Origin of the sequence: Paenibacillus sp. JNUCC32, from assembly GCF_014863545.1 — a bacterium.
GTDB lineage: Bacteria > Bacillota > Bacilli > Paenibacillales > Paenibacillaceae > Paenibacillus_AQ > Paenibacillus_AQ lautus_A.
Genome location: NZ_CP062260.1, coordinates 1,946,205 through 1,971,618, shown reverse-complemented (window position 1 = coordinate 1,971,618; position 25,414 = coordinate 1,946,205). Strand labels below are relative to the sequence as shown.

Sequence of the window (25,414 nt, the reverse complement as noted above, 5' to 3'; positions counted from 1 at the left end):
AAATGGCGTGCCGCTTCAATCGAGATGACAAGCCACGTAATGATCGTCCCCCACGTTTCGGAGCTCGGGCACGACCTCCCTGCACTGCGCCAAGGCATATGGGCAGCGTGTATGGAACTTGCAGCCGGAAGGCGGATGGGCCGGACTTGGAATATCCCCTTTAAGCACGATTCTCTCCCGCTTCAGCCTCGGAACCGGGACAGGGATCGCCGATAGCAATGCTTGCGTATAAGGATGCAGCGGACGGCTGAACAGTTCGTCACGCGAAGCCATTTCCATCATGGAACCAAGATACATCACCCCGATGCGATTGCACAAATGCTCCACGACGCTTAGATCATGCGAAATGAACAAATAGGTTAATCCGCGGTTATGCTGAAGCCTTTGAAACAAATTGATGATCTGTGCCTGGATGGATACATCAAGCGCAGACACCGGCTCATCGGCGATAATAAAATCGGGATTCAGCACCAGAGCGCGGGCAATGCCGATCCGCTGCCGCTGGCCGCCCGAAAACTCGTGCGGAAACCGATTGTAGTGATAGGCAGATAAGCCGCAAGCCTCCAGCACATCCAATACCTGATTGCGAACCTCGTCTTTTTCGGCCAAACCGTGCTCAAGCAGCGCTTCGCCGATGGCGTCTCCGATGCGGATTCGCGGATTCAGCGAGCTGTAGGGGTCCTGAAAGATAAGCTGCATTTTAGGTCTAAGTTTGCGCATCTCCGATTTGGGAAGCTTGTGAAACAGGATTCCTTTATAAAGGATGTCCCCGCTTGTTTTCTCATGAAGCCGAAGAATCGTGCGCCCGACCGTGCTTTTGCCGCTGCCGGACTCGCCTACCAGGCCGAATGTTTCTCCGGCCCGTATGCTCAAGCTGATGTCATCAACCGCTTTGACATGACCGACGGTACGGTTAAGCAGCCCTGCGGTGATGGGAAAATATTTTTTTAAATGTCGTACTTCCAGCAATGCTTCACTCATGCCGCGCCTCCTCTTCGTACAACCAACAGGCCGTCCTGTGACCGGGCTCCACTTCTCTTAATGACGGCTGCCGGGTTCGGCAGACGGGCATGCAGCTCTCACAGCGATCATGAAAATAGCAGGATTCCGTCAATTCAAGCGGATTGGGAACCTGACCAGGGATGGAGTATAACTGCTCCGAGCGCTGGCCGATGATCGGCTTCGATTTCAACAATCCCTTCGTGTAGGGGTGTTTCGGATGGTCGAAGATCTCCTCGACGTCTCCTTCCTCGACGATTTTCCCCGCGTACATGACGATGACATAATCCGCCATCTCGGCCACTACGCCAAGATCATGCGTGATCAGCAGCATTGACATATTGGATTGCTCCTTGCTTTCCCTAAGCGTTTCCAGCACCTGCGCCTGGATGGTAACGTCCAGTGCGGTCGTCGGTTCGTCGGCGATTAACAGCTTGGGCCCGCACGAGATCGCGATTGCAATCATAATCCGCTGCAGCATGCCTCCCGACAATTGATGGGGATAGGAAGCCGCGATTTGTTCCCCTCGGGAAATGCCGACCAGCTCGATCAATTCGAGCGCTCGGGCATAAGCTTGTTTTTTGTTCATTCGCCGATGTAGCATGAGCGGCTCCATGATTTGCTTGCCGATGGTAATGACCGGGTTCAGGGAGGACATCGGTTCCTGGAATATGATCGAGATGTCGTTGCCCCGGATTCGACGCATCTCTTCTTTGCTGACCTTCAGTAGATCTTTGTCCCCAAATTGGATCCTGCCGTTCACCACCTTCCCGTGCGGCCCTTCGACCAGTCCCATGATCGACATGGCCGTCATACTCTTGCCGCAGCCGGATTCGCCCACGACGCATACCGTTTCGCCTTCGCGGATACGGAAGCTGATATCATCCACCGCTTTGACCGTTCCGGCTCCGGATTCGAAATAAGTGCTTAAGTGATTGATCTCGATTAATGAATTCATCATCCGTTCACCTGCTTGTATTCTGTTTAGGGTCGAGTACGTCACGCAAACCGTCGCCGAAAATGTTAATGGCAATGACCGTCAAAAAAATGGCCAAGCCTGGTGGAATCCACAGCCAGGGCCGTTTCTCAAAATCGATGACGTTGTTGGCCGCATCGATCATATTTCCCCAAGTTGGCGTTGGAGGCATGACCCCCAGCCCGAAGAAGCTAAGGACCGATTCCGACAGTATAGCACCACCGATGCTAAGCGTGGCGATGACAATCAGAAGCGGGAAGACATTAGGCAGCAAATGGCGAAACAGCTTCCGTTTATCGCTGAGACCAAGCACGTCGGCAGCCAGCATATACTCTCGTTCCCGCAAAGTCAGCATTTGGCTGCGGACGAGCCGAGCTACGCCGGGCCATCCGATGATGCTGAGCATGAGCATGACCAGATACAGCCGATAGTCGGTCGGAACCTTCCAATCCGACATCAGCGCACCCATGATAAAGAGAATTGGAAGACCCGGAATCGTGAAGAGCAAATCGGCGGTTCGCATGATCAACTGGTCGACTACTCCACGATAATAACCCGAGATGACGCCGAGAACCGTCCCGATCGTCATAGATAGAGCCATGGACGCAAGACCGACCGTGAGCGATATTCGGCCTGCTTGCAAGAGTCGGGTCAGCACGTCGCGGCCGAGCAGGTCCGTTCCGAGCCAATGCTTGCCGCTTGGGGGCTTGTGCATCATGGCAGGATTGATTTTGCCATCCGCATACGGCGAGAACAACGGACCGATAAAGCATGCGACAAACATCAACACGATAAAGGCGAAGCCGGCTACGGCCAGCTTATTTTTCCTAAGTTGCCGAGTGGATTGCTTCCACAGGGAGTCTGGAACATCCATTCTTCGGGCGGCTTTTCCGGCTTGACTTGCCGTCGTTGGGATCGACAAGGTAGTCCCTCCTTTCTTTAAAGCCTGACCCGGGGATCGGAAGTGTGGTAGAGGATGTCGGATATGAGCGTCCCGACGACCGTCAAGATAGCCAAAAACATCGTAAAGCCCATAAGGAGCGGATAATCCCGCACCGTGAAGGATTGCATGTACAACTGGCCGATGCCTGGCCAATTGAAAATCTTCTCAATGATGATGGAGCCGCCGAAAAGGCCCGGCAATTCGAAACCGATCAACGTAATCGCGGGCAGCATCGCATTTTTCAATGCATGGCGGTACAGCACCGTTCTCTCTTTCAACCCTTTCGCACGGGCGGTGCGGACATAATCCTGCCGGATCACCTCCAGCATGTTGCTGCGGAAATAACGGGTGAGCGACCCGACGCCGAGCAATATCATAACGGCGGCCGGAAGCAGCATATGGTGCAGCACCTCGACAACGTAGTCCCACCCCTCGGCCCGGCTCCCCGTCGTAATCATTCCCCCTGGCGGGAGAATCTTTAAATCGACGGCGAATACTTTGATCAGGAATAATCCGATGAAGAACGAAGGAATCGACATCGCGGCGAAGATGCCGATCATAACCAGGGTATCGAGCAGCGAATATTGCTTATAGGCCGTAATAACGCCCACGACGACCGCGATGAACCAGGTGAAGAACGTGGAAACCACCGCCAGCACAAAGGAGTTCCATATGTAATCCTGAAACAGGTCGAGGACGGGGCGCTGCTGAGCCAGAGAATAGCCGAAATCGCCTGTGAAAATGTTGGCCATCCAATTAACGTATCGTTCGATGACGGGTTTGTTCAACCCGTGGATTTCCCTTAGTTCCGCCTTGCGCTCCTCGCTCAAACTCAAGTTGTTATCGACATAATCGCCTGGCGTTAGGGAGTACAGGAAGAAGATTAACAGGGATGCGCCAATTAATATCAAGAGCATGTACAAGCATCTTCGGAGCAAATAGGTTCTCATGTTCTCTCCTTCATTAGTCATCTCCTTGCCTGATGGGTTCAGGCAGGAGATGTCTTCTTTGATAGAGCAGTCTAATCTTCCCTCCAGCTGCCAGCTGGCTTATTGCAGATTCCATCCCGGCAAGCTGTATGCGATTCCCGCCAGCGGGTTCAATTCGAAACCGTCGATGCGCCCGTTGATCGCGATGACCGATTTGGTATAGTTGGTAAACATGATCGGTAATTCGTCATTCAATATTTTGAACATTTCGTGGTAAATCGCTTTGCGTTCTTCGACGTCGCCCGTGGCAAGACCCTGGGCGTAGAGCTCTTCGATGCGCGGATTGTCGTAGCCCTTCGTTTCGCCTTTGATGAACCGCTCCAACCCTTGCGAAGGATCGCTGATAATCGTCGTCGAGAACGAAGCCATGTCATAATCACCGCTGTTGACCTTGGATACGAGTGTGTTAAAGTCCGGGAATTGCTCAGGCACGAAATCAACCCCGAGTTCTTGATAGTTCTCTTTGGCGACGGCAATGAAAATATCGGTATTCGGGCTCTTTGATCCCAGATAGTTGATACGAAGTTTGACCCCTTCCTTCTCCCGAATGCCGTCTGCGCCGACCGTCCAGCCCGCTTCATCCAGCAGTTGTTTTGCTTTTTCCGGATCATACGGATACGGGTTGATATCCTCCTCGGTATAGGACCACAGAATCGGAGATGATGGGATGTTGGCGATCGACGCTGCCCCTTGCCTGGAATCCACGTAGATCAGCTGACGATTCAGGCCGTAAGTCAAGGCTTGGCGAACCCGCTTGTCTTTCAATGGATCCCTCTCCAAATTGAATTGATTATAGCCGTAGTTGCTGGCCGTGGACGGAATCAGGTTCAGGAAACCAAGGGCTTTCAGTTTCTCGATGTTATCCGTCGTAGCCGAGAAGCTGCCATAGTCGACTTCTCCGGTTTCGATAAACTGCCAAGTGTCGCCTTCCGTCGTCTTGTAGATGAAGTATTCGGTCTCCGGTTTGCCTAACGCGTAGTGTTCATTGGCAACAAAACGCACTTCTTGGCCCGGAATGAACTTCTCCAGCTTGTAAGGGCCGTTCGTGATCGGATTGGCGTGCAGGTTCTTAATATAGTCCAGGTTGCCGAACTGATAATCCTTTCCGTAGTAGGCTTTAGACAATATCGGTCCTCCGAGCACCGTCAACGCCGTTGCGTTGGTCTCTTCCAGCGTCACGGAAATCGTTCGCTCGTCGATAATTTGAATGCCTTCAATGGAATCCGCTTTGCCGTCCTTGTAGGCTTGACCTCCCTTGATCTTCGCCTCTACCACGCTGTTGAGACCGTCATACGACGGATCATGAAGCAAGGTCCATGTAAATTCCACGTCCTCGGTTGTCATGGGGGAACCATCGCTGTATTTCAGCCCTTCCCGAAGATGATACGTATACGTCAGCTTATCCTCGGAAATTTCCCATTTCTCCGCGAGACCAGGAACCGGTAAACCATCGGTATCGACGCGGACAAGCGGAGTGTACAGAACAGAGTTTACATTACCGTCATAACCCACTTGGGTGAAATATGGTGTGAATGCCCCGCTCGGATTCACCAGAGTGACGATAATGGCATCATTGCGCTGCTTCGCTCTGTCCGGTAGCTTGTTTAAATCGGTTGCAGCAAAGGGTTCTTCGAGCAGATGGCCCTCCGTACCTTGCTCAGCCGGCTCACTGGATGCGTTCGCTTCTGGAGTTGTCGGCGGCGATGCCGCCGTCTCCTTGTTAGCAGGTCCGGAGGAGCAAGCAGACAATATCAAAAATAGCGACAACAACCCTAACCATAACAAACCGGAATATCGTTGTTTTCTCATAGAAACCACCTTTGACATTTTTTAAAGTTTAACTCCTAAGTAAAATTATAATTCAAATAGGTTAAGTAGGATTTATTGCCAAACTGATGCATCAGTAAGCTCATTTTAGCCAGCGTTATTGATTCTGTAAATAGCTAACTTCCGCGTGTTTCTGTCTAAACAGAAACATTCTGGCTACTTTTGGGCATTACAATGTTGGCCGTAACTTCGCCGGCATTTGTTCAAATGTTGGATATCAAATCATCTTTGATTCTCCAAGGTTTGCGATGGCTTCCTTCTATCGATTCTTGTCCTTCCATCTCCGTTCTATGGAATGACATGCCTCCTAATAGGTAGAAATCGAATCTTCAAGCTGCATCTGTTCTTGCATCGCTATGACCTATTGGGCCCTGGGAGATTCCGGTCCGTTATTTATCTTGATGTTGAGTTGTCCATATGGACCGAATTTAGTAATTCCATTCCGGTTTTCACATAAATTTTTTTCAAAAAAAAGTTTTTTCCTCCCCCTCTTTTCCGATTTTTCCGGTTCCGTCTACCGACGGCATATCCACTTCCATCAAGGTACTTTTTTATTTGAAACTGACACACCAATATTAATTTGATAAATTGGCCTAAATGAGTGTTTTGAAATTGGATCTTTAAGTGAGTCCGGTTGATTCTTATAATTTGTGTTATTTATGAAAGTTAACTTTTGGAGGAGTGAAGCTTCATGTTCCATGGATTATCCGCATTTCCACTGACCCCAATGAATGAAACATGAATTAATGAAAATGAATTTGTTAAGCTAATTGAACGATTGGCAGCAGCAGGCGTAGACTCCATCGGGGCACTGGGTTCGACAGGTAACTATGCCTATCTGAGCCGAGAGGAACGCTACCGGGTTTTGCAACTTGCGGTCGGTTACGCTGAGGGCATTCCCGTGATGACAAGCATAAGTGCAATGCGCACGGCTGATGTGCTTCGTTTGGCAGAAGACGCACAAAGAGCAGGAGCAAGTGCGGTGCTGTTAGCTCCTGTTTCTTACCAAGCATTAACGGATGAAGAAGTATACTCCTTATATAAACAGGTGACATGCTCACTCTCTATCCCGCTTTGCGTTTATGATAATCCGGGGACTACGCATTTTCATTTTAGCGATGAACTGCATGGCCGAATTGCTGAGCTCCCCAATGTACGTTCAATCAAAATCCCTGGAGTGCCGTCTGAACCTGAAGCAGCCAAGACACGAGTAAGCCATCTTCGCGAGCTCATTCCTTCCAGCGTAACCATCGGAGTAAGCAATGATCGGTTTGCAGCCATCGGCTTGAATGCAGGTTGCGAAGCTTGGTACTCGGTGCTGGGAGGCTTATTTCCTAAGACATGCATGAGGATGACTCGATTGGCTTTGGAGGGCTTTGCAGACGAAGCCAATCGCCTTTCTAAACAGCTCGAACCGATTTGGACGTTATTTCGCCAATTTGGTAGTCTTCGCGTAGTATCTGCAGCAGCAGAAATGGATAACTTGATTTCAAGTCCCAGCCTCCCTCTTCCGTTACAACCACTGAATCCTTCAGCCAGAGAGCATTTGAAGTCCATACTTGTAGACATTCAACTTATGGAATCATCTTGATTGACATCTATATTGGGGCTGTTGCGCAGCCCTAATATTTTTATACATAGTAATTGACATGGATCAAAGTATGCTTTTATACTGTTAAATGAAACTTAATATCTTACCTAAAACCTATTTGGGATGATGTGGACTTTTCTGGAGAGTTATCTCTCCATTTTCGCCACGCAAAGGCCGTACGGTCGTTTGTGTGGCTTTTTTGCGTTTAACTAAGGAGGATAATGATTAGATGAAATTATGGCACTATGCATTGATCGTTTTTTTAGGAGGCTGCAGTTATGGGGTTTTGTCCACCTTCGTTAAATTGGCCTATGCAGCAGGTTTCACCGTGTCCGCAGTAACCGGAGGACAGTATCTCTTCGGCGTTGTCCTCTGTTGGCTTGCCGTGTTATTTACCAAAAAGAAAAAACTGACTCGGATCCAAGCTTTAAAGCTTATCCTTTCTGGAATTCCCTTCGGGTTAACGGGCATATTTTATTATCAAGCCCTACAAACTTTAAGCGCCTCTCTAGCAATCGTTATTTTGTTCCAATTTGTTTGGATCGGAGCCTTGTTGGAGTGGGTATTCCACAAGAAAAAGCCAACCAAGACGAAACTCATTTCCATCGCCTTGCTTTTGGCTGGTTCCGTGTTGGCAGCCAATATCCTATTCCAAGAACCCATAGTGTTATCATGGCAGGGATGCCTCTGGGGAATGCTTGCGGCATCGTCCTTTTCCGCATTCGTATTTTTGAGTGGGTCGGTTGAAAAGGAAACCCCTCCCATTTTAAAAAGCGCCCTACTTTCCACGGGAGGCGTATTGACCGTATTTATCGTTTTTCCGCCAACGTTTTTATTCGACTTGGATGTATTCGTGGGGATCATTCCTTACGGATTGGCACTGGGCATATTCGGCGGCGTCCTCCCCCCTCTTCTGTATTCGATTGGAATGCCGCATGTCGGTTCGGGATTGGGGACCATTCTTACGTCATCCGAATTGCCGGTTGTCATTGCCATGTCCTCTTTAGTCCTGGGAGAAACCATAAGCTGGTCTCAGTGGATTGGCGTGATCATCATTCTGGGCGGAATTTTTTACAGTAATATTCGATTTCGTACTCGGAACGGAGAAGCTTTGACAACCACTGTGTAAGCTAAAAGCATGTGACAAAAAAACCGCTAAACCCAATAGGATATGGCTCGATATTAAGTAGATGGAGTAAGAACAAAAAAATGAATCCTTCGGTTCCATACTAGAACTGAAGGATTTTTGCTCTTTACGCCATTCGTTGGGGACAAGCAGTTCGGCATCTTTGCCGATTGCATAGCTGTGAACTCGTCCATATGCTGACCCTGGCATGTTTATCGTTCAATAGAATGCATCAGCATTTAATATCGAATAACCCTCTATGAATCAAGTTTGCAGTAACCGGCTGCTTTCCGATTTCTCGCGACCAGATAGACAATTGACCGATATGATGAATTTCATGGGCGATCACGTGACGCATCACTTCGCCGAATGTAAATCTTTCCTGTTCCCCGTCCTGGTTCGTGTCAACCATGATGTGATCTTCCAAGCTATCATTCCAGTCGTAGACGAAGGGTGCAATTTCCGCATGGGCTCGGGCCGAATAATCTCTTAATCCTTGGACGCTGGCACAATCCTCGAACGAAGGAATATCCAGCTCTTTCCCTTGCAAATCCCCGCACAACCAGGCATATTCAACGGTCACGATATGATACAGTGTGAAGAGAATGCTTCCTATGCCACCGGTGCGTTGTTTCAACAACTCTTCCTCGCTCACGGTATCGCACCAGTCAAACCAATCTTGGCGAACTTGCCAGTTATACTCGAATAGCTTCAACATGTCACAGCCTCCTGTAATCATAAACTTTGTTGCGTATACTCATGATTCGCGATCTAATTCCATTATCCTCCCTCTATGAAGATTCCGGATCCGAGGTTTACCTCTAGCATGTCATGTATTGTTGGATGAAGCGTCTCTATTCAAAGATAAGAAAAGAACCATAGCCATGATGCAGGACATCCCAATCCATTGGAGCCATCCGAACGAATCCTTTAACCAGAATACGGTTGTGAATACGGCTGCCACTGGTTCTAAGCTCCCCAAAAGACTTGACTCTTTGGGCGATAAGTGGTTTAAGCTTTCGATATAAAACCAAAAGGCCAGCATCGTTCCAAAAATAATGACGAATATCAAATATAAGCAGGCTTCGAACGGCAAGCTTTTAATATTCATCTGCCAAGGCGGGTGGATAAAACTCAATGCACCCCCCCCGATCAACATCGCCCAGCCAACAATGACTAATGAGTCGTATTTTGCGAGAAAGCGAACAGCATACAAGGTATAAAACGCAAGGGCAGCCCCGGATAATATTCCCCAAAGCACAGCGTCTGAGGGTACGGATAATTGAGACAGCGAACCATTGGTCAGCAAGAAAAAACTACCCAGTAATGCGAGCGAAACGGTATACATATCTTTTCTCGTTGGGGCAGATTGCTTACGGACAAACAAGTAAATAATAATCATTACAGGAGCTAAATATTGCAATAAAGTAGCAACTGCAGCGTTTCCCTTTTCTATTGAAGCCATATACGTATATTGAACCCCGAGCATACCAACTAATCCAAAAATAACGAGCTGTAACGAGAACCTTTTATTCTTCCAGATCCCAAAAATATCGGCAGGTCCTTTTTTTAAAATGTGAATGCATAGGAGCAGTAATCCTGCGATAAGTAGTCGAATCGTAACGAACCAACCCATATCGATGCCGTATTGCTGGAATAGCTTTTTTGCAACCGTCCCTCCGATTCCCCAAAATATTGCCCCTGTCATGATGAAAAATAATCCTTTTCCTTTATCCATATGTCAACTCTCCATTAAAGTTATAAAATAGTATCGTTTACAGACTATAATAAAGAGAAAATGTATAATTAGATACGAGAATCAGATCATAAAATATAAGTATATTGAGATTGAGGTCATATGGATGCAAACAAAAAACTTCAAAGTCGGCCAAAATTTTAAAGAGCTGACCGAACATCGAACCACAGTCTTGCCAATGGCATGTTATCGCACAACCATTCGTCAAAACATCAATGGATATATCCCCTTGCACTGGCATGAAGAATTTCAATTTGTTCGGATCATGAAGGGACAAGCCATCTTTCAGATCCAAGAAGAAAAAGTGACGCTGCATGAAGGTGACGGAATTTTTATTAATAGCGGCTCCCTGCACCTGGCAAAAGATGATAACGACTCAGGTTGTCACTATATTTGTTTAAATGTTTTGCCTAGTTTTGTTCTCTCACAAGAGCTCTTTCGAACGTATGTATATCCTTATATCGAAGCGACGAACTTATCTTATATCATCCTGCCCCCAAGGGAACATTGGGCAAAAAACATCCTGGATGCGATATTGGAAATGGACCGACTGATCCATCAACGTCCAGCTTTATATGAAATAGACCTTACGATACAGTTAACTCACATATGGAGAAATTTGGTTGTTAACGGTTTTCCATTGGAATACAAAGAAGCAGATATGCTGAAGAACCATAGAATGAAGCAAATGCTGAATTGGATTCATCACCATTATGCTGAAAAAATCATATTAGAGGATATCGCAAAGGCGGGGCAATTGAGTCGGTCCGAATGCTGCCGATACTTCAAACGACTTCTAAAGAAATCGCCTTTGAATTATGTGATGGAATACCGTATTCAAAAAAGCTTGATTTTATTGCAGCAGCCCGAAAATAACGTCACGGACGTTGCCTATCAGGTAGGATTTAACAGCACCAGCTATTTCATCAATCAATTCAGAAAAACAATGAACATGACACCTTTAACCTATAAAAAGCTGAAAAAAATAACGTAACATGCCGTAATGGAGTTTAGGAACTTTATATGCTTCAAACAAAAAAGCCGCATACCATGCGGCTTTTCAGTGTATTCATACCTCTTGTCGTTTGACAAAAACCAGCGGTACGGGTAATTTACCAGACTCGCCGTCGATCGTGCAGCACAAGAAGAATGATCATTACCATGATGATCCCCAAAATAATCCCCGCTTCCGTGGTCAACACCCGCAGCAACGCATACTCCGGCGAAAATTGGGAGTCCGTGCGTATGGCGGAAAAGAGATTGTACGAGAATAACATTCCCGACGAAATCCACACCGTTGCCATCGGGGGGAGAAACCTTCGCGATCCGTTATCCGAAGTTAGAACCCGAGCTCCCCACGCTCCAACGATAGACCATGCTCCGGTACTAAACGTCAGCAGATGCCACCACACATCGCGTTCATCCACTCTTGCCGGGTCAATGCCGAAGGTCCCTCCCGCAGCCCAAAACACCTTAATGGTGCCGAGTAGAATACAGCCAACTCCAACAAACTTGGCCAATGTTTGCTGCAGCTTCAAAGTGTTCCCGGGTAAATCACGATAATCAATGAATGTGCCGAAGGCCTCCGGCCAGCGTGTTCTGGCGTAACCTGCTAGGGCGAGAGGCAGACAAATGCCGACACCGACCAGCGATATCATGACGAACAACTGTTCATAAACCCAAACATCGGCCGCGCCTGCCTCCTTATCCCGAGTCATGGCTGCCGGTCCTAGTACTGGTGCCAAGAGCAGCATAGGAACCAGCAGACCCGTACCCATCCAAATGGGGATGGCAACCAGCCAAGCAGGAAGACGTTCGCCCCATGGCATGCTGAACGCCAGCGCCAGCAGGATTCCGATCATTGCGAGCACTACGGTAGCTGCGTTGATCGCACGCCAGCTAACATCGCCCATTTGTTCGGTCGGAATGAAGAAACCTAAAGTCCAAACGATTTTGATCAACAGATACGGCAACACCGATATGGCTGCTCCATAGCCGCATATACGACGCATTTTCATCCATAACGGCGCCTGCAGCTCTTTCGACATTGCCATGTTATCATACCTCATGTTGGATTACTTACCTCCTTAAATAACGCTGCTTGCATATCCCATTCTATCTTCTGATTCGAAAAGTAAAGCGACCTTAAGTTTAAGAATGGGTTAAATTTCTACATAAGTAGCCTTACGCGAGGTAATTGATCAAAAAAAGAAACTGCATGCAATCGTAATCTAAATGCTGCCGCCGCTATCCTTCCAAAGATAAAACGAGCTTCCGTTTGCTTCGGACTTCAACTCCCATTGCAAACCCATCTCCCTGGTCATCATGGATACAATGGACAATCCAATTCCAGCTCCTTTTTCAGGAGACTCGTTACAAGTGCCGGGACCCTTGTCTTGTACGATAATAGCCTGATTGGGATAATCCGTGATTTGAATGCCGATGTATCGGCCAACTCCAGCATGACGCACCACGTTCTGGAACACATTGTCAATGATCCGATGAAGCCACATGGGGTCTACATTCCATAGGATCGGGCAATCAGGCAGCTCGACAACAACATCAAAGTCCTTTGCCTCGAAGATCGGATACCATTCGGCCACGCGGTTACGAACTTCTTCAGTGATATCGATCGATTGGATGTTAATGGGATACTTACCCGCTGATAGCAGTGAGTATGACAGCAGGTTATCCATCAACTTGTCGACTTCATCCAGCTTGTGGTCAATGATAGAAAGCGACGTCTGTTCCTGGGAAGCAGCAGGATTACTTCGAACGGAATGAACATGCTGCCGAATGACAGTTAACGGAGTCCGGAGATCGTGGGAAATATTCGAAATGAATTGCTTACGCAGTTCCTCCTCCTCCTGCTCCCGCTGCTGACTTTCTTTAAGCTCGCAGACCATCCGGTTAAAGGCGCCTTCCAGCTCTCCAATCTCGTCTTCCTTGCTAATAACGACTTCATTCGGGAAGCCGGTCTTCCCGCTTAAGTTCATCGCTGATCGAAGTTTAATCAATCTTTTTCGAAGATTCACGAAGAACAGAAATGACAGTACCAAGAAGCATAGACAGACGGTGAAGAACATAATGGCTAACGGCATGTTCTCTGGAAACGACATTTCCGCAGATATAATATAAGATTCGGGAAGACTCATCACCATAAAGCCTTGTTTTGGATCGTTTCCGATGAGAGCCGTCAAGGTAAACGCTTCCTGGCTGCTATCCAGGGTTTGAAGCGAGAGCATATCCTCATAATTCCATTGCGCCGGGATATCGTTCGAGGTGACCTTGATCGCATTCGTTCTACCCGACGAGTCGACCCAGAATATCTCCGCCTCCGGATATTCCTTGCTCAACGCGCCTAGTTTGGCATAAATCGCGGCACTTCCTGCACCATTCAGCTTGATGGCCTCCTCTTGCCACCTACGAGTGATCTCTTCCGGACGATACATCGAATGCTCGCTGAATAGGTAACCCGGTAAATAAAACATCGCTGGAATAACCGGCCATAGCAGCAATGCGGTCATCATCAGAGCCAGGTATTTGCTCATTAACGAGGTGCGCATCCTCATGTTCTCACTCGGTATCCGACGCCGCGAATCGTCTCAATCGTGAATGTCTTCATCTTCACACAGACTCCTAACAAATGGTATAAGGTTAGTCTAACACACGAAGGAAATACGGTGAGAGTTATTACGAGAACTTCTATGCTTCAAGCAAAAAAGCCGCAGCTTATGCGGCTTTCCTAATAGTCAATTTCGATCTGCCTATATATTCTCCTGCTTTAACGCATCAATAATGTTTTCCTTTTTTAATTTCCTGCTGGAAAAAATAATCGCAGAAACGACAATAACAAATACGGCGACGACAACTGACAGCACACTCAGCCAGGGAACGGTGAATCCGTAGCTGAATCTGTTCGCAAATGACCTATAGATCAGAATCATCACGGCGACACTGACGGGAAGCCCGAACAGCAGCGACTTGACCCCATAAAAAATACTTTCATAGTTCATCATTTTCGCAAAGCCCTTTGGCGTCATGCCAACGGATTTTAACATCGCAATTTCTCGCTTACGAAGGGATAAGCCCGTTGAGATGGTATTAAAAATATTCGCAATGGAAATCGCGGAGATTAATACGATAAAACCGTAAGAAAAGACGGCCGTCAATAGAATCTGTTGTTCTTCGCTTTTTCTGGATTGATGTACATTGTAGACATTCAGATTGGTCTCAAACATCTCTTCGATTTCCTGCTGTGTTCTCATCGGCTCCGTACTTTTCAAATAGAGGTATGTCTGAAGGTTAGCCGGCTCCTCGTCGTCTGCCAATTGATCCATGATGCGTTCCGACACGATCATATTTAACCCGCCCACGCCTGCCCCGCTCATCCCCATCGGCGCTTGATCCGTCAGCGCGGCAACGGTCACCCGGCTTACCTTCGTTTCTTCCGCATTATCTTTATAGCTATTCGTTAGTTCGAAATTTTGACCGACATTCGTATACACGGCCTTCGTCTGGACATATTTCCCCGCATCCATATCTTGGTAGCGTATCGTATCCATCACGATCGCGGCAGGATGATCCGGATCCCTAAGCTGTTCGTAATTTGCACCGACGGCATTGGCATAGGCTTGCAGACTCGAATCGTCTAATGCATGGATCTTAATCTCGTAAGGGTATTTTCCGTCCTGCAGTAAACCCTTATCCTTCTTAACCATCTCTTGCAATTCATCGGCGATGTACGCTTCATCGACCCAAGCCTGCTTATAGAACTCTTGAATCAGGTTGTATTCCGTTACACCATCTAAGGATACAATCGATTGCATCAACCGGTCGTCTATTCTTTTTCCAGTGCTGTACGACACTTCAATATCATAATTGACGCCTTCCTGCGACAGTTCCAGGGATTGTTTCATGCCGGCGGTAAAAAACGATACCGTCAAAAACAAAACGATGCTGATGACAAGCGAAAATACAATGGCATGATATCTCCGTTTGTTTCTTTTTAAGTTTTTCAATCCGATTTCCGCTTCGATGCCGAAGAGCTTGCGAATGAACCTCGACGTTTTCACGGCTTTCGCCGTAAGCTTAACGTCGGACGTTTGGCGAATCGCGTCCAAAGCGGAAACCTTGGATGCTTTGATCGCCGGAAGATACGTCGAGATGAAAATCGTCAGCATCGAAACAACACAGGCAATCAAGAGTGATAATGGCGTGACGATGACCGTCAGCTTTTCACTGCTCCATAATGCCCCTTCAATCATCGGGTTCATGAACCAAAAGGTGATTCCGATCCCGGCAAGACCGCATAGAATGCCAATCGGAATGCTGATCAAGCCAATAATGACACCTTCAAAAAGCACGGAATTTCGCTTCTGCCTTTTCGTAGCCCCGACGCTCGCGAGCATCCCTAAATGACGGGAACGTTCCGAGACGGATATCGCAAACGCATTATAGATGAGCGAAACCGAGCCGATCATAATGACCGCCATCAGGATCGCCGATAAAGAGTACATCGTGCTGTACGATTCTTCGTTTTTGGATAAGCCGTAATAATGCAGCAAGTCGTTATTGTATTGGACCGATTCGATGTCGTTTCTCTTTGCCACATTTTCCGCATGCGCGAACAAGGACGGTTTGATTTTCTGCAAGACCACCGCCGCATTCACGTGATCGTTTGACCCGATCATATTATCATCGACATAGCTGATAATCGTATAACCCGGCCCCCAAGCCGTTTCCCATTCGGGACGCTTGATGTAGCCGACCACCGTATAATCCCTTGTCTCGATATGCTGCAACGATTCCGTCAATATGCCGTCTTCCCTACGCAGCGGTTCGGTCTGGTCCAAAGGATGATCGCCCCCTTGTTCGAACCGTTCGCCAATGCGAAGGGTTAGACGATCGCCGATTTCGTACTTCACTTTGGCGTTCGTTGCAACGGGCTCGGAGATAACGACTTCCTTGTCCGTACGGGGTAGACGCCCCTTGCTTAGTTCAACCTGAAATTGCGTGAAACCTTGCGCATCATACTCCTTAATGAACAAGTATGGTTTGTTGGGATTTTGTCCCCCTTCTAAAGGAGCGAAGCCAAGATCCCTTGTAATCGCAACGGTTTTAGTTGCCTCATCGGCTTGTATCGCCGCAAGCTGTTCTTTGGTAACATCTTGATATTGGACATGCCACTCCCCGCTATCCGCGATGGTTTGCCTGATCATTAAATCCGAGAAGGAGAACACAAGCGTAGCGACAGCGGTCACCATGGCAACCGAAATGATGACGCCGATGATGGTTACGAGTGTTCGTCTCTTGTTTTGCTTTATATTCCGGATGGCAAGTTTGTAGACAATATTCATCGACGGATCACCTCGTCTTTGGCAATCTTCCCGTCTACAATTGAAATGATCCTGTCGGCCTGCAAAGCGATTCGTTCGTCGTGAGTGATGACAATCAGCGTCTGATGATAGGTTTTATTCAACATTTTCAACAAATCGACGATCTCGCTGCTATTTTTGCTGTCCAAATTCCCGGTAGGCTCGTCTGCCAGCATGATGGCAGGGTTACTGATGATCGCTCTGCCGATCGAAACCCGCTGCTGCTGTCCGCCGGATAACTGATTCGGCAGGTGGTTTAAACGATGCTCCAAATTTAGGGTCTTTACGAGTCCATCGAACTGCTTCTTATCTTCCTGCTGGTTGTCAAGCAAGAGCGGAAGCGTCATGTTCTCTTTCACCGTTAAGGTGGGAATCAGATTGAAAAACTGGTAGATCAGTCCGATTTGTCGCCGACGGAAGATGGCCAGTCGCGTTTCGTCCAATGCATAGATGTCCGTATTTTCAACGAAAACCTTGCCGCTTGTCGGTCGATCGACGCCTCCCAGCAGATGAAGAAGGGTCGATTTTCCCGATCCGGACGGACCGATAATCGCGACGAATTCGCCTTTTTGAACCGAAAACGAAATATCGTCAAGCGCCTTTACCGCCGATTCGCCTGTGCCGTATATTTTAGACAGATGCTCGATTTTTAAAATTTCCATTGCCATATCTCCTAAAAGTTTTGTGGGCGTTACTTCTTGAATCGACTTCGTACAAAACTCACTTCGGAACCATGAGCGCTCCTTCATGCTCAATTCCAGCTATAGACCATCTCTTTATACCCAACATCCCACAGGGTTACATTTCCCTCAATGGTTATCGTAAGCTCATTGGCCTGAGGGAGATAAATGGAACTCATATCCGGCTCATGACGACCGGCTTCTACAGATACAGTCAGGAACTCATGTCCATCGGCGGTAATCCTAATGCTGCCCCGGGAATCCTCCTGATCGGGAATTCCATAATTCAAGAAGAGGTACACCTCCTTCTTATTGCCTAGCGTGTACCTGTACGTTTCCTTGTTCTTGCCTTCGAGGCTGTACACATTATATTGGGGTTCCACTTCTTGACCGCCAATCTCAAAACTGGCCGTTTTGGGTCCTGTTGTTGGATTTCCCGTACGATCCCTTAAATCGTTTATCGCTACAAAGGGTCCCAAATCTTTGGTGAACGCTTGGTCAACCATTCCGAAGATCCCCCATACCCCGAGCATCAAGACAATGCCGGAAAAACCCGCAGCAGCAATATTTCTCCAGTAGTTTTTTGTACGAAAGCCAAGTTTGTACGCCCCGAATCCGATGGCTGCGCCCGTTGAATTCTGTATGACGTCGTTCATGTCGAAGCTGCCGAGGAAAGTAAGCGCCTGAATCGTCTCCAGCATAAGAATGGACAGGACGAACAAAGTCATGAAGCGAACAAAGTTGGTTCGATATAACAACGGAATCAAAATGCCAAAAGGAATGAAAGCGGCGACGTTCCCGAAACCCACAAAATCCATCAACGTCGGATGTAGAAGGTCGGATAGACCTGGCAGCCTAAAAAAATCGTCCGGTAAAAAAATAAAGGTGTACCCCATGATTGGATCTGCCTTACCTACTCTGCCGAAAGCGAAAAACAAAAAATAAAGAATAAACAGGGTGTAAAATATCGTGATAGCAAAAATAATCTTACGCTGTTGCTTCGATTGCATTGTCTTACCTCCATCGTTCTTCTGATGAAAATCATTTTATCTGCCTAAAATGACTTTTCAGTGACGATGGAGGTGACAATTCAGTCACTTAGAGGAGTGCTGCTAAATCACCTGCTTATAAAATTTAATCCGAAACTGCGTACCCTTCTCGCTGTCGCTCGTCACATCGATCACGCCGTTCTGGCTGGCAATGATGCTCTGGGCCATCGCAAGGCCTATGCCGATGCTCCCTTCGCTAGCATTCTTTCCTTTGTAGAAACGTTTGAAAATATACGGCAATTCTTCTTTCGGAATGCCTTTTCCGTTGTCGGCAATGACGATTTCCGTGTATAACGCGTTTTCGGAAAATGAGATGGCGATCGCACCGCCTTCAGGCGTATGCTCCACTCCGTTTTTCAAAATATTGATAACCGCTTCGGCAGTCCAATTGAAATCGCCGACAAAAGAGACATCGTCATCCCCCGCAATGGAAACCGTCTGTCCCTTAATATCCATCGGAATCATTACCGGCTCTAATGCCTTTTGGATAAGGTTTTTCATGGGTATTCGATCTTTTTTGAATGGGATGGTCTTCGCGTCCATTTTCGATAGCTTTAATAAGGAAGAAACAAGCCAGTCGATCCGTTCAAGCTGGATGCGAATATGGTGGGTGAACTCCGTTCTTTTGACCGGAGGCAGGTCGGGGGCGCTTAGCAGATCCGCCATGACGGTCATGGAGGTGAGCGGCGTTTTGAGCTGATGCGAAATATCGGAGATGGCATCCGTCAATTGAAGTTTGTCCCGCTGCAATAGCGACCGGTGTTCCGACAGCATGCGCGTCACTTTGTAAATATCATTCTTTAGGATGCTAAGCTCGCCTTCTGTATTATCCCGTACGTCAAGGGTATCATTGCCGCTGCTAATCTCCCGCAAATAGACGGACAGCTTTTCAATTTCCCGGTATCTCCATTTCGTAAATAACAAGCTGCCGCCAATGAGCAAAATCGATAGGAAGAAAACGAGCACCGCGGCGGCAGGAGAGATCATAAGAGCTGCAACAATCGCCGCAAGGCTGATTGAACCCATAACGAACAATAACATCTTAATTTCTCGATTGCGCAGCATCTAATCACCAACCTTATATCCCAGTCCGCGCACGGTTTTGATCAATGTCGGATGTCCAGGATCATCTTCCAGCTTTTCCCGCAGTCTTTTGATATAAACGGTTAACGTATTGTCGTTCACGAAATCGCCGGCCACATCCCAAATTTGCTCTAATAGCTGATTTCTTGAGAGAACCTGCCCGATATGGTTGCCAAAGATGAGCAATAAGCGATATTCCAAAGCGGTCAACGCTATCTCGGCACCGTTCTTGAACACTTTCCCTTCCAGCGTATTGATGCGTATATCATCGATATCCATGATGCTGTTAACTTGGGACGGCTTTTGGTATCTCCGCAAGACGGACTTGATCCGCGAAAGAAGTTCGCGAACCCGAAAAGGTTTGGTAATATAATCATCGGCTCCCATATCAAGCCCCATCACGACATTAACCTCATCATCGATCACGGTTAAGAAGATGACCGGAATGTCACGCCGCTCCTTCACCATCTTGCACAATTCATAGCCGCTTCCGTCCGGAAGCTGTAAATCGAACAGACATAAAGCGAACTGATCGATGTCTTCGGCGAGCACCTGTTTTGCAGATGCGACATCATGGCAAATAACGGTGGAATAGCGCTCTTGCTGCAGCGAATATTCCAGGCCGGACGCAATCGTTTTATCATCTTCCACTAACAAGAATTTCATATCCAAAAAGATCATCCTAACGTTATGATTAAATTTATGACCCCATCTTCATTCTGATAGTTTACCAACGCATTAGGAAAAATAAAAGCCGTTGCCACAATGAAAACGGCAGCCGATCATTTGACCAGCTGCCTCAATATGATGCTTCAACATCAACTACGGATAGGCAAATCTCGAATCTCAAGCTTTCGTTGCTGTTGTCCATACAATACAGCCAACGCAGCGGCAATCGCCATAAAGATGGCGCTGGATGCCACGCCGAATGGCAAGCCGTATTGTTCGACGATCAAACCTCCAACGATGGGACCGATGATCTGTCCAGAGGCAAAAAAAGCAGTGGCTATGCTGAGGCTTGGCGCATACGCGTGGTGAGGGACATGACGACGAAGAAGCGCGGTTGTCATCAGCGGAGGGGTAATAAAGGAAACCAACCCAATCGTGGTGGCTCCAAGTACAGTAAAGAACATATTATCAGTGATTACCCCACACGCACCGATCGTACCTAAGGTTAATCCCGACGCCAGCGTATACCCGCTCGGCCATCGGTCAATGGCTTTGCCTCCGATCCATCCGTTAAACAAACCCGCGAATCCGATACCGGACCATATCAGCCCGGCATAGAGGGATGGAATGCCTTGGTTCACCAGATAGGGAATCAAATACGTGAAATAGATGATGTATCCCCAGCCGAAGAAGAAATAAGAAGCGATTAGGAACAAGAGCTTTTTGGGGTTCAACAGGAGACGATACACATGATTGCTTTCTTGGTCCCATGGCTTCGATTCGGTCGGCGCCGGTATTTTTACGACTCCCCTCTCTCTGGTAACAACGAACTCGAAGCCAAGCGCGGCAATTACACCGAATACGCCCATGATTACCCAAGCATAACGCCATCCCTGCAGGTGTGAAGGATCAATGATAAAGGGGGCGAACAAACCCGTCACTAGAATGCCGGCAGAACCCCCCAGCCATATAAGACCCGATGCAACGCCTCGTTCCGCCGGTCGAACGGCATCCATGGCAATGGACAGAACTAACACGGTCGCGAAGGCAGATAACAATCCGATGGCGAACCGCCAAAGCCCAAGCTGGGTAAAATGGTCACTAAATGCCGAGCCGATCAAAGTTAATCCGAGCAATAAGCACGTCATCCGATTCATGATATGCTTGTGGTCTGGAAACCGCGAGATCAATGGGGAAAGACACAACGTCCCGATTAAATAACCGATAAAGTTGACGGTGCCGAGTATACCCAACTGTCCATAGCTCCCCCCGATGACCCTCTGGATCCCGGGCAAAAACATGCCGTAGGAGAGCCGGGAAAAACCGAGTATCACGACAAATAATAACGATGCCCATAGCGTAATCCAATTCCATGCCGATTTAGTCCCCATATCCCCCATCTTCCCCCAAAATAATAAGACGAACCATGAACCGCTACCCTTCCTGCATTACAATCTCGGCTTCGATGCCCATCTGTTCGCACAGCTTGTGAATCCGGCGCATCTCCTGTGTGCTGGTGATCCATTCGCAGCCCAAGGCTGATGCCTCGTGAGCCGCCCATTGCAGGATATAGACTATAGCATCCGCATGGGCTTCCTTCGTAGCGAAGTCCTCCAGTATCAGCGTGCCGCCCCGGATCGAAGCACGCACGTATGCCCAGTGCTGTCCGGCAAAGCTGCGTGCGACAAAACGCGTTTCACCATCCGACGGAGAATGTATGGAGAGCGCTTGCAGCCATTTGCCGAAAGCTCCTGACCCCGTCGGAGCTTTCGGGTTCCCCCATTCAAGTGAATCGGCAGCCAGCTTCCGCAATTCATCCTCGTCAGCGACGCTCTTCCACTGCTCACTTTGGTAAGAGTTCGGGAGAGTCGGTTTGAAGCGGACTTGCCAGCTGCGTTCGCCTGCCCTGATGCCATTGGCACGAAGGAGATCGGATACGGTGATCATATCAAGACCCTTGGCATGAGCATGGTGTACAAGCGATTTTACGGCCTGCGGCGTTTCTTTGGCGATTTCATTGGCATGAAACATCAAAATCGTCCCATTATCCAGCTTAGGTATCACCCGTTCCACAAGCTGCGCGCTTGGCGGTCCCGACCAGTCGACGGTATCCTCCCCCTCGATGACCAGATAGTTCCACTCCCGAAGCCATTCCAAATTTTCTTCCCGATAAGAGGCGTAAGGAAACCGCATGAAAGTCGGAACCGGCCTTCCCGTTGCTTCTTGATAAGCAAGCTCAGCCCATTTCAACTCTTCCAAGAAAACGGCTTTGGTCACATCTGCCATTCTGCGGTGATGGTAGGTATGCGTGGTAAGCTCATGGCCCCTGGCTATCATTTCTCTTGCTTTCGCCGGATACCGATCAAACCACTCGCCCGTTAAAAAAAACGTCCCGCACGCGCCTCCCTGCTCCAAAGCATCCAGCCATGCGTCAACAGGAACCCGCATCGGTCCGTCATCAAACGAAAAGGCACAGTGAGAAAGCGCCGGATTGCCGCGAGTAATGACCAAATTAGACATCGTAAATCCCCCTTCTGTAATATCTTTTCATCAGAATACCGGTGAACCTATTGTAAAATTCCAGCAATGTTTTGTAAAATTGAATAATATGAACAAATGATTCAGGTATCTTAAACAAAGGTGATGGAAATGATGGATCTTCGAGCTTTAAAGACCTTTGAGGCTTGCGTGCGTCTTGGACATTTTTTGAAAGCCGCCGAGGAACTCCAATATGCTCCTTCTACGGTAACCCTTCAGATTCAGCGTCTCGAAGCTGATCTTGGCGTTTCTTTGTTCGTGCGCGACGGAAAACGCGTGATTGTGACCGAAGCCGGCCGATGGCTCTATCATGAGGCCTCGGCTTTACTGAAATCGATCGGAGCCATGAGGCAGACCGTCTCGGATATTGCAACGGGAGATAACGGCTCAGTGCGTTTTTCCTCTATCGAGCCTGTCGCAAGCCAGCAGCTAGCGGCCGTGATAGCCCGCTTTTGCAAGACTAGACCGAAAGTGCAGTTAACCATGGAAGTAGGCGGCAGCAGATCCATTGCGGAGAGGGTTCGGGCCGGCGAACTCGATTTTGGTGTTTGCTCGGCTCCACCTTCGAAGCTCATGCTGGAGTTTGAGCCGCTGTTTGAAGAAAGATTAGGCGTCATGTTAAACATGAATCACCCATTAGCCGATCGAGATAGCATCACCGCAAGCGACCTCGTGGGGCATACCATTCTAGTCAAAGAACCGACTTGTATCTATCGGGAGCTTTGGGAAACGGCGATTGATGAGGCTGGGGATAACCTGTTCTCTTGTATGGAGGTTGGAAGCTTCTTTGTGATTCAACAAATGGTAAAGGCCGAGCTCGGTATCGGGATTGTTCCGATATACAGCGGTCTGGAACAGGAGGGCTCCTTGGTTATACGACCTATAACCGATTTGAATCCTGTCATTACGATAGGCATCGCTTATAAAGACAAAAACGTCCTAGGCAAGGCAGCTTTATTGTTAATGGAGGCCATTCGGAGCATCCGCGAACCCAAGCCTGCTCTCTAAAATTCGACAGGACCTGTATGGAAAATGACGATGAGTTAACTCCCATGAAAAATTTCGGCGGTAAAGCCGTGCTGTTCATGCCCTTCTTGTTCAGGGCTGCAGCGTGCGCGGAAAGTTCGAAATCGTCCTCATTTGCGTAAAATAAAAAAAGCCGCAACTGTGCGACTTTTAAGCATATACGTTGTATCGGTCCACGGCCATACCCCAGGACTACCCGTTCTGGCCGGATACCTTCGCCCAGAGTTCCAGCTCGTTCGTGCAGATAAGCAAGGAAGGATATTGAGCTGCCAATTTCATGTCGCTTTCTTGATTAACTGTCCATGAGATGAGTTGAATGCCTTCTTCTGCACAGCGATGGATGAAAGGCTCCGTAATATGTTGATGTTCGATCGACATGTAGCCGCAATGGATCTCTTTGGCAAATGGAAAAAATGCCGGCGAAGCCCCAATGTTGATCAGGCCAAGGCCGATTGTATCGTCAAGCTGTCTTACTCTTTCGAGGGAATAGTGGTCGAAAGATGTGATGAAGACCTGCCCCTGCATTCCTTTTTTCTTGACCATATCGAGCACAAGCTGTTCCATCCCCGGGTATAGATCGCCCATCTGCTTCAATTCAATATCAATGATGATCCGGTCCTTTAATAAATCGAGCGCTTCTTCGAAGGTTGGAATGCGCTCCGTCCCGTCAATCGTCAGCTGCTTCAGTTCGGCCAGCGTCAAGTCCTTCACTCGCCCCGCTCCGTTGTCAGTCATACGGTCGACAGAAGTATCATGGATGACCACCGGAATGCCATCCTTGCTTAATTGAACATCTAACTCCAGGTGAGTGAAATTCAAATCGCAAGCTGCTTGAAAAGATATTAACGTATTTTCAGGGTATTTACTTGGATACCCCCGGTGCGCCATGCCTTTAATATGTTTTTTCATGCCATCCTCTCCTTTGCCCCTTTGCTTCGGGGAAGCAAATCCAGCGCTTCCAGCACTTCGATCATACCGTTGCTCATCGCCATTTTCGCGGCCGCAAATGAAAAAGCCTCAGGCCAGCAGCAACGGATGGATGTTGGCAATCGCGGCTAACGGGCCCTTAACGATCTTATCACCTGTATATTACAGTGAGCGGCGCTATTGCACAATGCGTTTCTTCCAACTCTTGCATTCAGATCGTCAATAACACACTTCGCTTGTTCCCTGCGCTCAAAATACTCAGTAGCTGATTGTCGGACATCACATGCAAGAAGCATGCGCACTTGCTGAATCCGACAAACTGTGATATTTTAATTTCCAAGTAAACAATATGGAGTGTGAGACCGGAACTATGGATTACCCTGATCGCATCAAGTCAATCATTTATGAACAGCTGCTTCACTTCTCTCATTTGCATGAACAGCGAATGGAACTGGAACTTAAAGAAATCCAAGAGATGGTCCAGCTTCATCAACTGAAAGGCGTACCTGGAAATTTATCGACCATCCATGTCCTGGATTGCATCGGCCAACATGAACCGATCAATCATTCCGCGATTGCCGAAAAATTAAATTTGTCGAAGGCGAGCATTACCAAAATCAGCAAGAAACTGCTTGCGCTTGACCTTATTCATCGAACCCAGCTTAACGACAATCGCAAAGAAGTCTATTTTCGTCTAACGCCCCAAGGTAAGCAGTTGTTCGAATTGCATCGGACTATGCACGAAGCAGAGGAGCAGCGCTTTATGCGATTTTTGGACGATTACTCCGAAAGCGAGCTGCAGACGCTGTTGAAGTTTTTTCAAGGAATGGCCCGGTATATCAGCGAGAGATAAGTAAA

22 protein-coding genes are annotated in these 25,414 nt (G+C 47.9%); 5 read left to right on the top strand and 17 right to left on the bottom strand.

Annotation, left to right across the window (positions count from 1 at the left end; genetic code table 11):
• Positions 1–15: 15 nt before the first annotated feature.
• From JNUCC32_RS09005 to JNUCC32_RS08985, 5 genes are all read right to left on the bottom strand, one after another.
• Positions 16–981 (bottom strand): ABC transporter ATP-binding protein, encoded by a 966-nt coding sequence (locus JNUCC32_RS09005; RefSeq protein ID WP_192571729.1) that lies wholly within the window; start codon positions 979–981, stop codon positions 16–18.
• Positions 974–1,957 carry an ABC transporter ATP-binding protein gene (locus tag JNUCC32_RS09000; protein ID WP_192572629.1) on the bottom strand — a complete coding sequence of 328 codons (984 nt, stop codon included), beginning with the start codon at positions 1,955–1,957 and terminating at the stop codon, positions 974–976. The genes JNUCC32_RS09005 and JNUCC32_RS09000 overlap by 8 nt, the downstream gene beginning before the upstream one ends.
• Before the next feature lie 7 nt (positions 1,958–1,964).
• Complete coding sequence (opp4C, locus tag JNUCC32_RS08995; RefSeq protein ID WP_228468988.1) at positions 1,965–2,849, bottom strand: oligopeptide ABC transporter permease; 885 nt, start codon at positions 2,847–2,849, stop codon at positions 1,965–1,967.
• 65 nt (positions 2,850–2,914) lie between these two features.
• Positions 2,915–3,868: an ABC transporter permease gene (locus JNUCC32_RS08990; protein ID WP_015735600.1), complete on the bottom strand. Its 954-nt coding sequence runs from the start codon at positions 3,866–3,868 to the stop codon at positions 2,915–2,917.
• Between the two features lie 99 nt (positions 3,869–3,967).
• Positions 3,968–5,716 (bottom strand): ABC transporter substrate-binding protein, encoded by a 1,749-nt coding sequence (locus tag JNUCC32_RS08985; protein ID WP_192571728.1) that lies wholly within the window; start codon positions 5,714–5,716, stop codon positions 3,968–3,970.
• A 760-nt stretch (positions 5,717–6,476) separates the two neighbouring features.
• Between JNUCC32_RS08985 and JNUCC32_RS08980 the strand changes: the two genes are divergently transcribed.
• Positions 6,477–7,325 (top strand): dihydrodipicolinate synthase family protein, encoded by an 849-nt coding sequence (locus JNUCC32_RS08980; protein WP_228468987.1) that lies wholly within the window; start codon positions 6,477–6,479, stop codon positions 7,323–7,325.
• Positions 7,326–7,554: 229 nt separating this feature from the next.
• Positions 7,555–8,454: an EamA family transporter gene (locus JNUCC32_RS08975; RefSeq protein WP_192571727.1), complete on the top strand. Its 900-nt coding sequence runs from the start codon at positions 7,555–7,557 to the stop codon at positions 8,452–8,454.
• Between the two features lie 229 nt (positions 8,455–8,683).
• Here the strand turns inward: JNUCC32_RS08975 and JNUCC32_RS08970 are convergent, their stop codons facing one another.
• Positions 8,684–9,169, bottom strand: a complete 486-nt coding sequence (locus JNUCC32_RS08970) for a DinB family protein (protein WP_192571726.1) — start codon at positions 9,167–9,169, stop codon at positions 8,684–8,686.
• 111 nt (positions 9,170–9,280) lie between these two features.
• Positions 9,281–10,189, bottom strand: a complete 909-nt coding sequence (locus tag JNUCC32_RS08965; RefSeq protein ID WP_192571725.1) for a DMT family transporter — start codon at positions 10,187–10,189, stop codon at positions 9,281–9,283.
• A gap of 124 nt (positions 10,190–10,313) precedes the next feature.
• Between JNUCC32_RS08965 and JNUCC32_RS08960 the strand changes: the two genes are divergently transcribed.
• Positions 10,314–11,201 carry a helix-turn-helix transcriptional regulator gene (locus tag JNUCC32_RS08960; RefSeq protein WP_192571724.1) on the top strand — a complete coding sequence of 296 codons (888 nt, stop codon included), beginning with the start codon at positions 10,314–10,316 and terminating at the stop codon, positions 11,199–11,201.
• 118 nt (positions 11,202–11,319) lie between these two features.
• Here JNUCC32_RS08960 and JNUCC32_RS08955 read toward each other — a convergent pair whose 3' ends face one another.
• The 9 genes from JNUCC32_RS08955 to JNUCC32_RS08915 form a co-directional block, all read right to left on the bottom strand.
• Complete coding sequence (locus JNUCC32_RS08955) at positions 11,320–12,261, bottom strand: hypothetical protein (protein WP_192571723.1); 942 nt, start codon at positions 12,259–12,261, stop codon at positions 11,320–11,322.
• 177 nt (positions 12,262–12,438) lie between these two features.
• Positions 12,439–13,758, bottom strand: a complete 1,320-nt coding sequence (locus JNUCC32_RS08950) for a HAMP domain-containing sensor histidine kinase (protein ID WP_192571722.1) — start codon at positions 13,756–13,758, stop codon at positions 12,439–12,441.
• Between the two features lie 216 nt (positions 13,759–13,974).
• Positions 13,975–16,566, bottom strand: a complete 2,592-nt coding sequence (locus JNUCC32_RS08945) for an ABC transporter permease (RefSeq protein WP_192571721.1) — start codon at positions 16,564–16,566, stop codon at positions 13,975–13,977.
• Positions 16,563–17,246 (bottom strand): ABC transporter ATP-binding protein, encoded by a 684-nt coding sequence (locus JNUCC32_RS08940; protein WP_096773924.1) that lies wholly within the window; start codon positions 17,244–17,246, stop codon positions 16,563–16,565. The genes JNUCC32_RS08945 and JNUCC32_RS08940 overlap by 4 nt, the downstream gene beginning before the upstream one ends.
• 89 nt (positions 17,247–17,335) lie before the next feature.
• Entirely contained in the window at positions 17,336–18,274 is a 939-nt protein-coding gene (locus JNUCC32_RS08935; protein ID WP_192571720.1) for a VanZ family protein, read from the bottom strand.
• A 102-nt stretch (positions 18,275–18,376) separates the two neighbouring features.
• Positions 18,377–19,378 (bottom strand): sensor histidine kinase, encoded by a 1,002-nt coding sequence (locus JNUCC32_RS08930; RefSeq protein ID WP_192571719.1) that lies wholly within the window; start codon positions 19,376–19,378, stop codon positions 18,377–18,379.
• On the bottom strand, positions 19,379–20,062 hold the full coding sequence (locus JNUCC32_RS08925; protein WP_015735612.1) for a response regulator transcription factor: 684 nt from the start codon (positions 20,060–20,062) through the stop codon (positions 19,379–19,381).
• 152 nt (positions 20,063–20,214) lie between these two features.
• Positions 20,215–21,456, bottom strand: a complete 1,242-nt coding sequence (locus tag JNUCC32_RS08920; RefSeq protein ID WP_192571718.1) for a YbfB/YjiJ family MFS transporter — start codon at positions 21,454–21,456, stop codon at positions 20,215–20,217.
• Positions 21,457–21,499: 43 nt separating this feature from the next.
• Complete coding sequence (locus tag JNUCC32_RS08915) at positions 21,500–22,585, bottom strand: polysaccharide deacetylase family protein (RefSeq protein WP_192571717.1); 1,086 nt, start codon at positions 22,583–22,585, stop codon at positions 21,500–21,502.
• A 129-nt stretch (positions 22,586–22,714) separates the two neighbouring features.
• Here JNUCC32_RS08915 and JNUCC32_RS08910 point away from each other — a divergent pair, with 129 nt between their 5' ends.
• Complete coding sequence (locus tag JNUCC32_RS08910) at positions 22,715–23,611, top strand: LysR family transcriptional regulator (protein WP_228468906.1); 897 nt, start codon at positions 22,715–22,717, stop codon at positions 23,609–23,611.
• Between the two features lie 210 nt (positions 23,612–23,821).
• On the opposite strand, the gene JNUCC32_RS08905 is transcribed toward JNUCC32_RS08910, so the two are convergent.
• Positions 23,822–24,538, bottom strand: a complete 717-nt coding sequence (locus JNUCC32_RS08905; RefSeq protein ID WP_192571716.1) for a glycerophosphodiester phosphodiesterase — start codon at positions 24,536–24,538, stop codon at positions 23,822–23,824.
• A gap of 388 nt (positions 24,539–24,926) precedes the next feature.
• On the opposite strand from JNUCC32_RS08905, the gene JNUCC32_RS08900 reads away from it, so the two are divergent.
• Complete coding sequence (locus JNUCC32_RS08900) at positions 24,927–25,409, top strand: MarR family transcriptional regulator (RefSeq protein ID WP_192571715.1); 483 nt, start codon at positions 24,927–24,929, stop codon at positions 25,407–25,409.
• Positions 25,410–25,414 lie beyond the last annotated feature (5 nt).

Excerpts from the sequence above, each read along its gene's own strand:
- JNUCC32_RS08975 (WP_192571727.1), top strand. The coding sequence starts at position 7,555 with ATGAAATTATGGCACTATGCATTGATCGTTTTTTTAGGAGGCTGCAGT.
- JNUCC32_RS08965 (WP_192571725.1), bottom strand. The coding sequence starts at position 10,189 with ATGGATAAAGGAAAAGGATTATTTTTCATCATGACAGGGGCAATATTT.
- JNUCC32_RS08930 (WP_192571719.1), bottom strand. The coding sequence starts at position 19,378 with ATGCTGCGCAATCGAGAAATTAAGATGTTATTGTTCGTTATGGGTTCA.
- JNUCC32_RS08920 (WP_192571718.1), bottom strand. The coding sequence starts at position 21,456 with ATGGGGACTAAATCGGCATGGAATTGGATTACGCTATGGGCATCGTTA.
- JNUCC32_RS08960 (WP_192571724.1), top strand. The coding sequence starts at position 10,314 with ATGCAAACAAAAAACTTCAAAGTCGGCCAAAATTTTAAAGAGCTGACC.
- JNUCC32_RS08905 (WP_192571716.1), bottom strand. The coding sequence starts at position 24,538 with ATGAAAAAACATATTAAAGGCATGGCGCACCGGGGGTATCCAAGTAAA.
- JNUCC32_RS08955 (WP_192571723.1), bottom strand. The coding sequence starts at position 12,261 with ATGGCAATGTCGAAAGAGCTGCAGGCGCCGTTATGGATGAAAATGCGT.
- JNUCC32_RS08910 (WP_228468906.1), top strand. The coding sequence starts at position 22,715 with ATGATGGATCTTCGAGCTTTAAAGACCTTTGAGGCTTGCGTGCGTCTT.
- JNUCC32_RS08990 (WP_015735600.1), bottom strand. The coding sequence starts at position 3,868 with ATGAGAACCTATTTGCTCCGAAGATGCTTGTACATGCTCTTGATATTA.
- JNUCC32_RS08915 (WP_192571717.1), bottom strand. The coding sequence starts at position 22,585 with ATGTCTAATTTGGTCATTACTCGCGGCAATCCGGCGCTTTCTCACTGT.
- JNUCC32_RS08925 (WP_015735612.1), bottom strand. The coding sequence starts at position 20,062 with ATGAAATTCTTGTTAGTGGAAGATGATAAAACGATTGCGTCCGGCCTG.
- JNUCC32_RS08970 (WP_192571726.1), bottom strand. The coding sequence starts at position 9,169 with ATGTTGAAGCTATTCGAGTATAACTGGCAAGTTCGCCAAGATTGGTTT.
- opp4C (WP_228468988.1), bottom strand. The coding sequence starts at position 2,849 with ATGGATGTTCCAGACTCCCTGTGGAAGCAATCCACTCGGCAACTTAGG.
- JNUCC32_RS09000 (WP_192572629.1), bottom strand. The coding sequence starts at position 1,957 with ATGAATTCATTAATCGAGATCAATCACTTAAGCACTTATTTCGAATCC.
- JNUCC32_RS08985 (WP_192571728.1), bottom strand. The coding sequence starts at position 5,716 with ATGAGAAAACAACGATATTCCGGTTTGTTATGGTTAGGGTTGTTGTCG.
- JNUCC32_RS09005 (WP_192571729.1), bottom strand. The coding sequence starts at position 981 with ATGAGTGAAGCATTGCTGGAAGTACGACATTTAAAAAAATATTTTCCC.
- JNUCC32_RS08940 (WP_096773924.1), bottom strand. The coding sequence starts at position 17,246 with ATGGAAATTTTAAAAATCGAGCATCTGTCTAAAATATACGGCACAGGC.
- JNUCC32_RS08935 (WP_192571720.1), bottom strand. The coding sequence starts at position 18,274 with ATGCAATCGAAGCAACAGCGTAAGATTATTTTTGCTATCACGATATTT.
- JNUCC32_RS08900 (WP_192571715.1), top strand. The coding sequence starts at position 24,927 with ATGGATTACCCTGATCGCATCAAGTCAATCATTTATGAACAGCTGCTT.
- JNUCC32_RS08945 (WP_192571721.1), bottom strand. The coding sequence starts at position 16,566 with ATGAATATTGTCTACAAACTTGCCATCCGGAATATAAAGCAAAACAAG.
- JNUCC32_RS08950 (WP_192571722.1), bottom strand. The coding sequence starts at position 13,758 with ATGAGCAAATACCTGGCTCTGATGATGACCGCATTGCTGCTATGGCCG.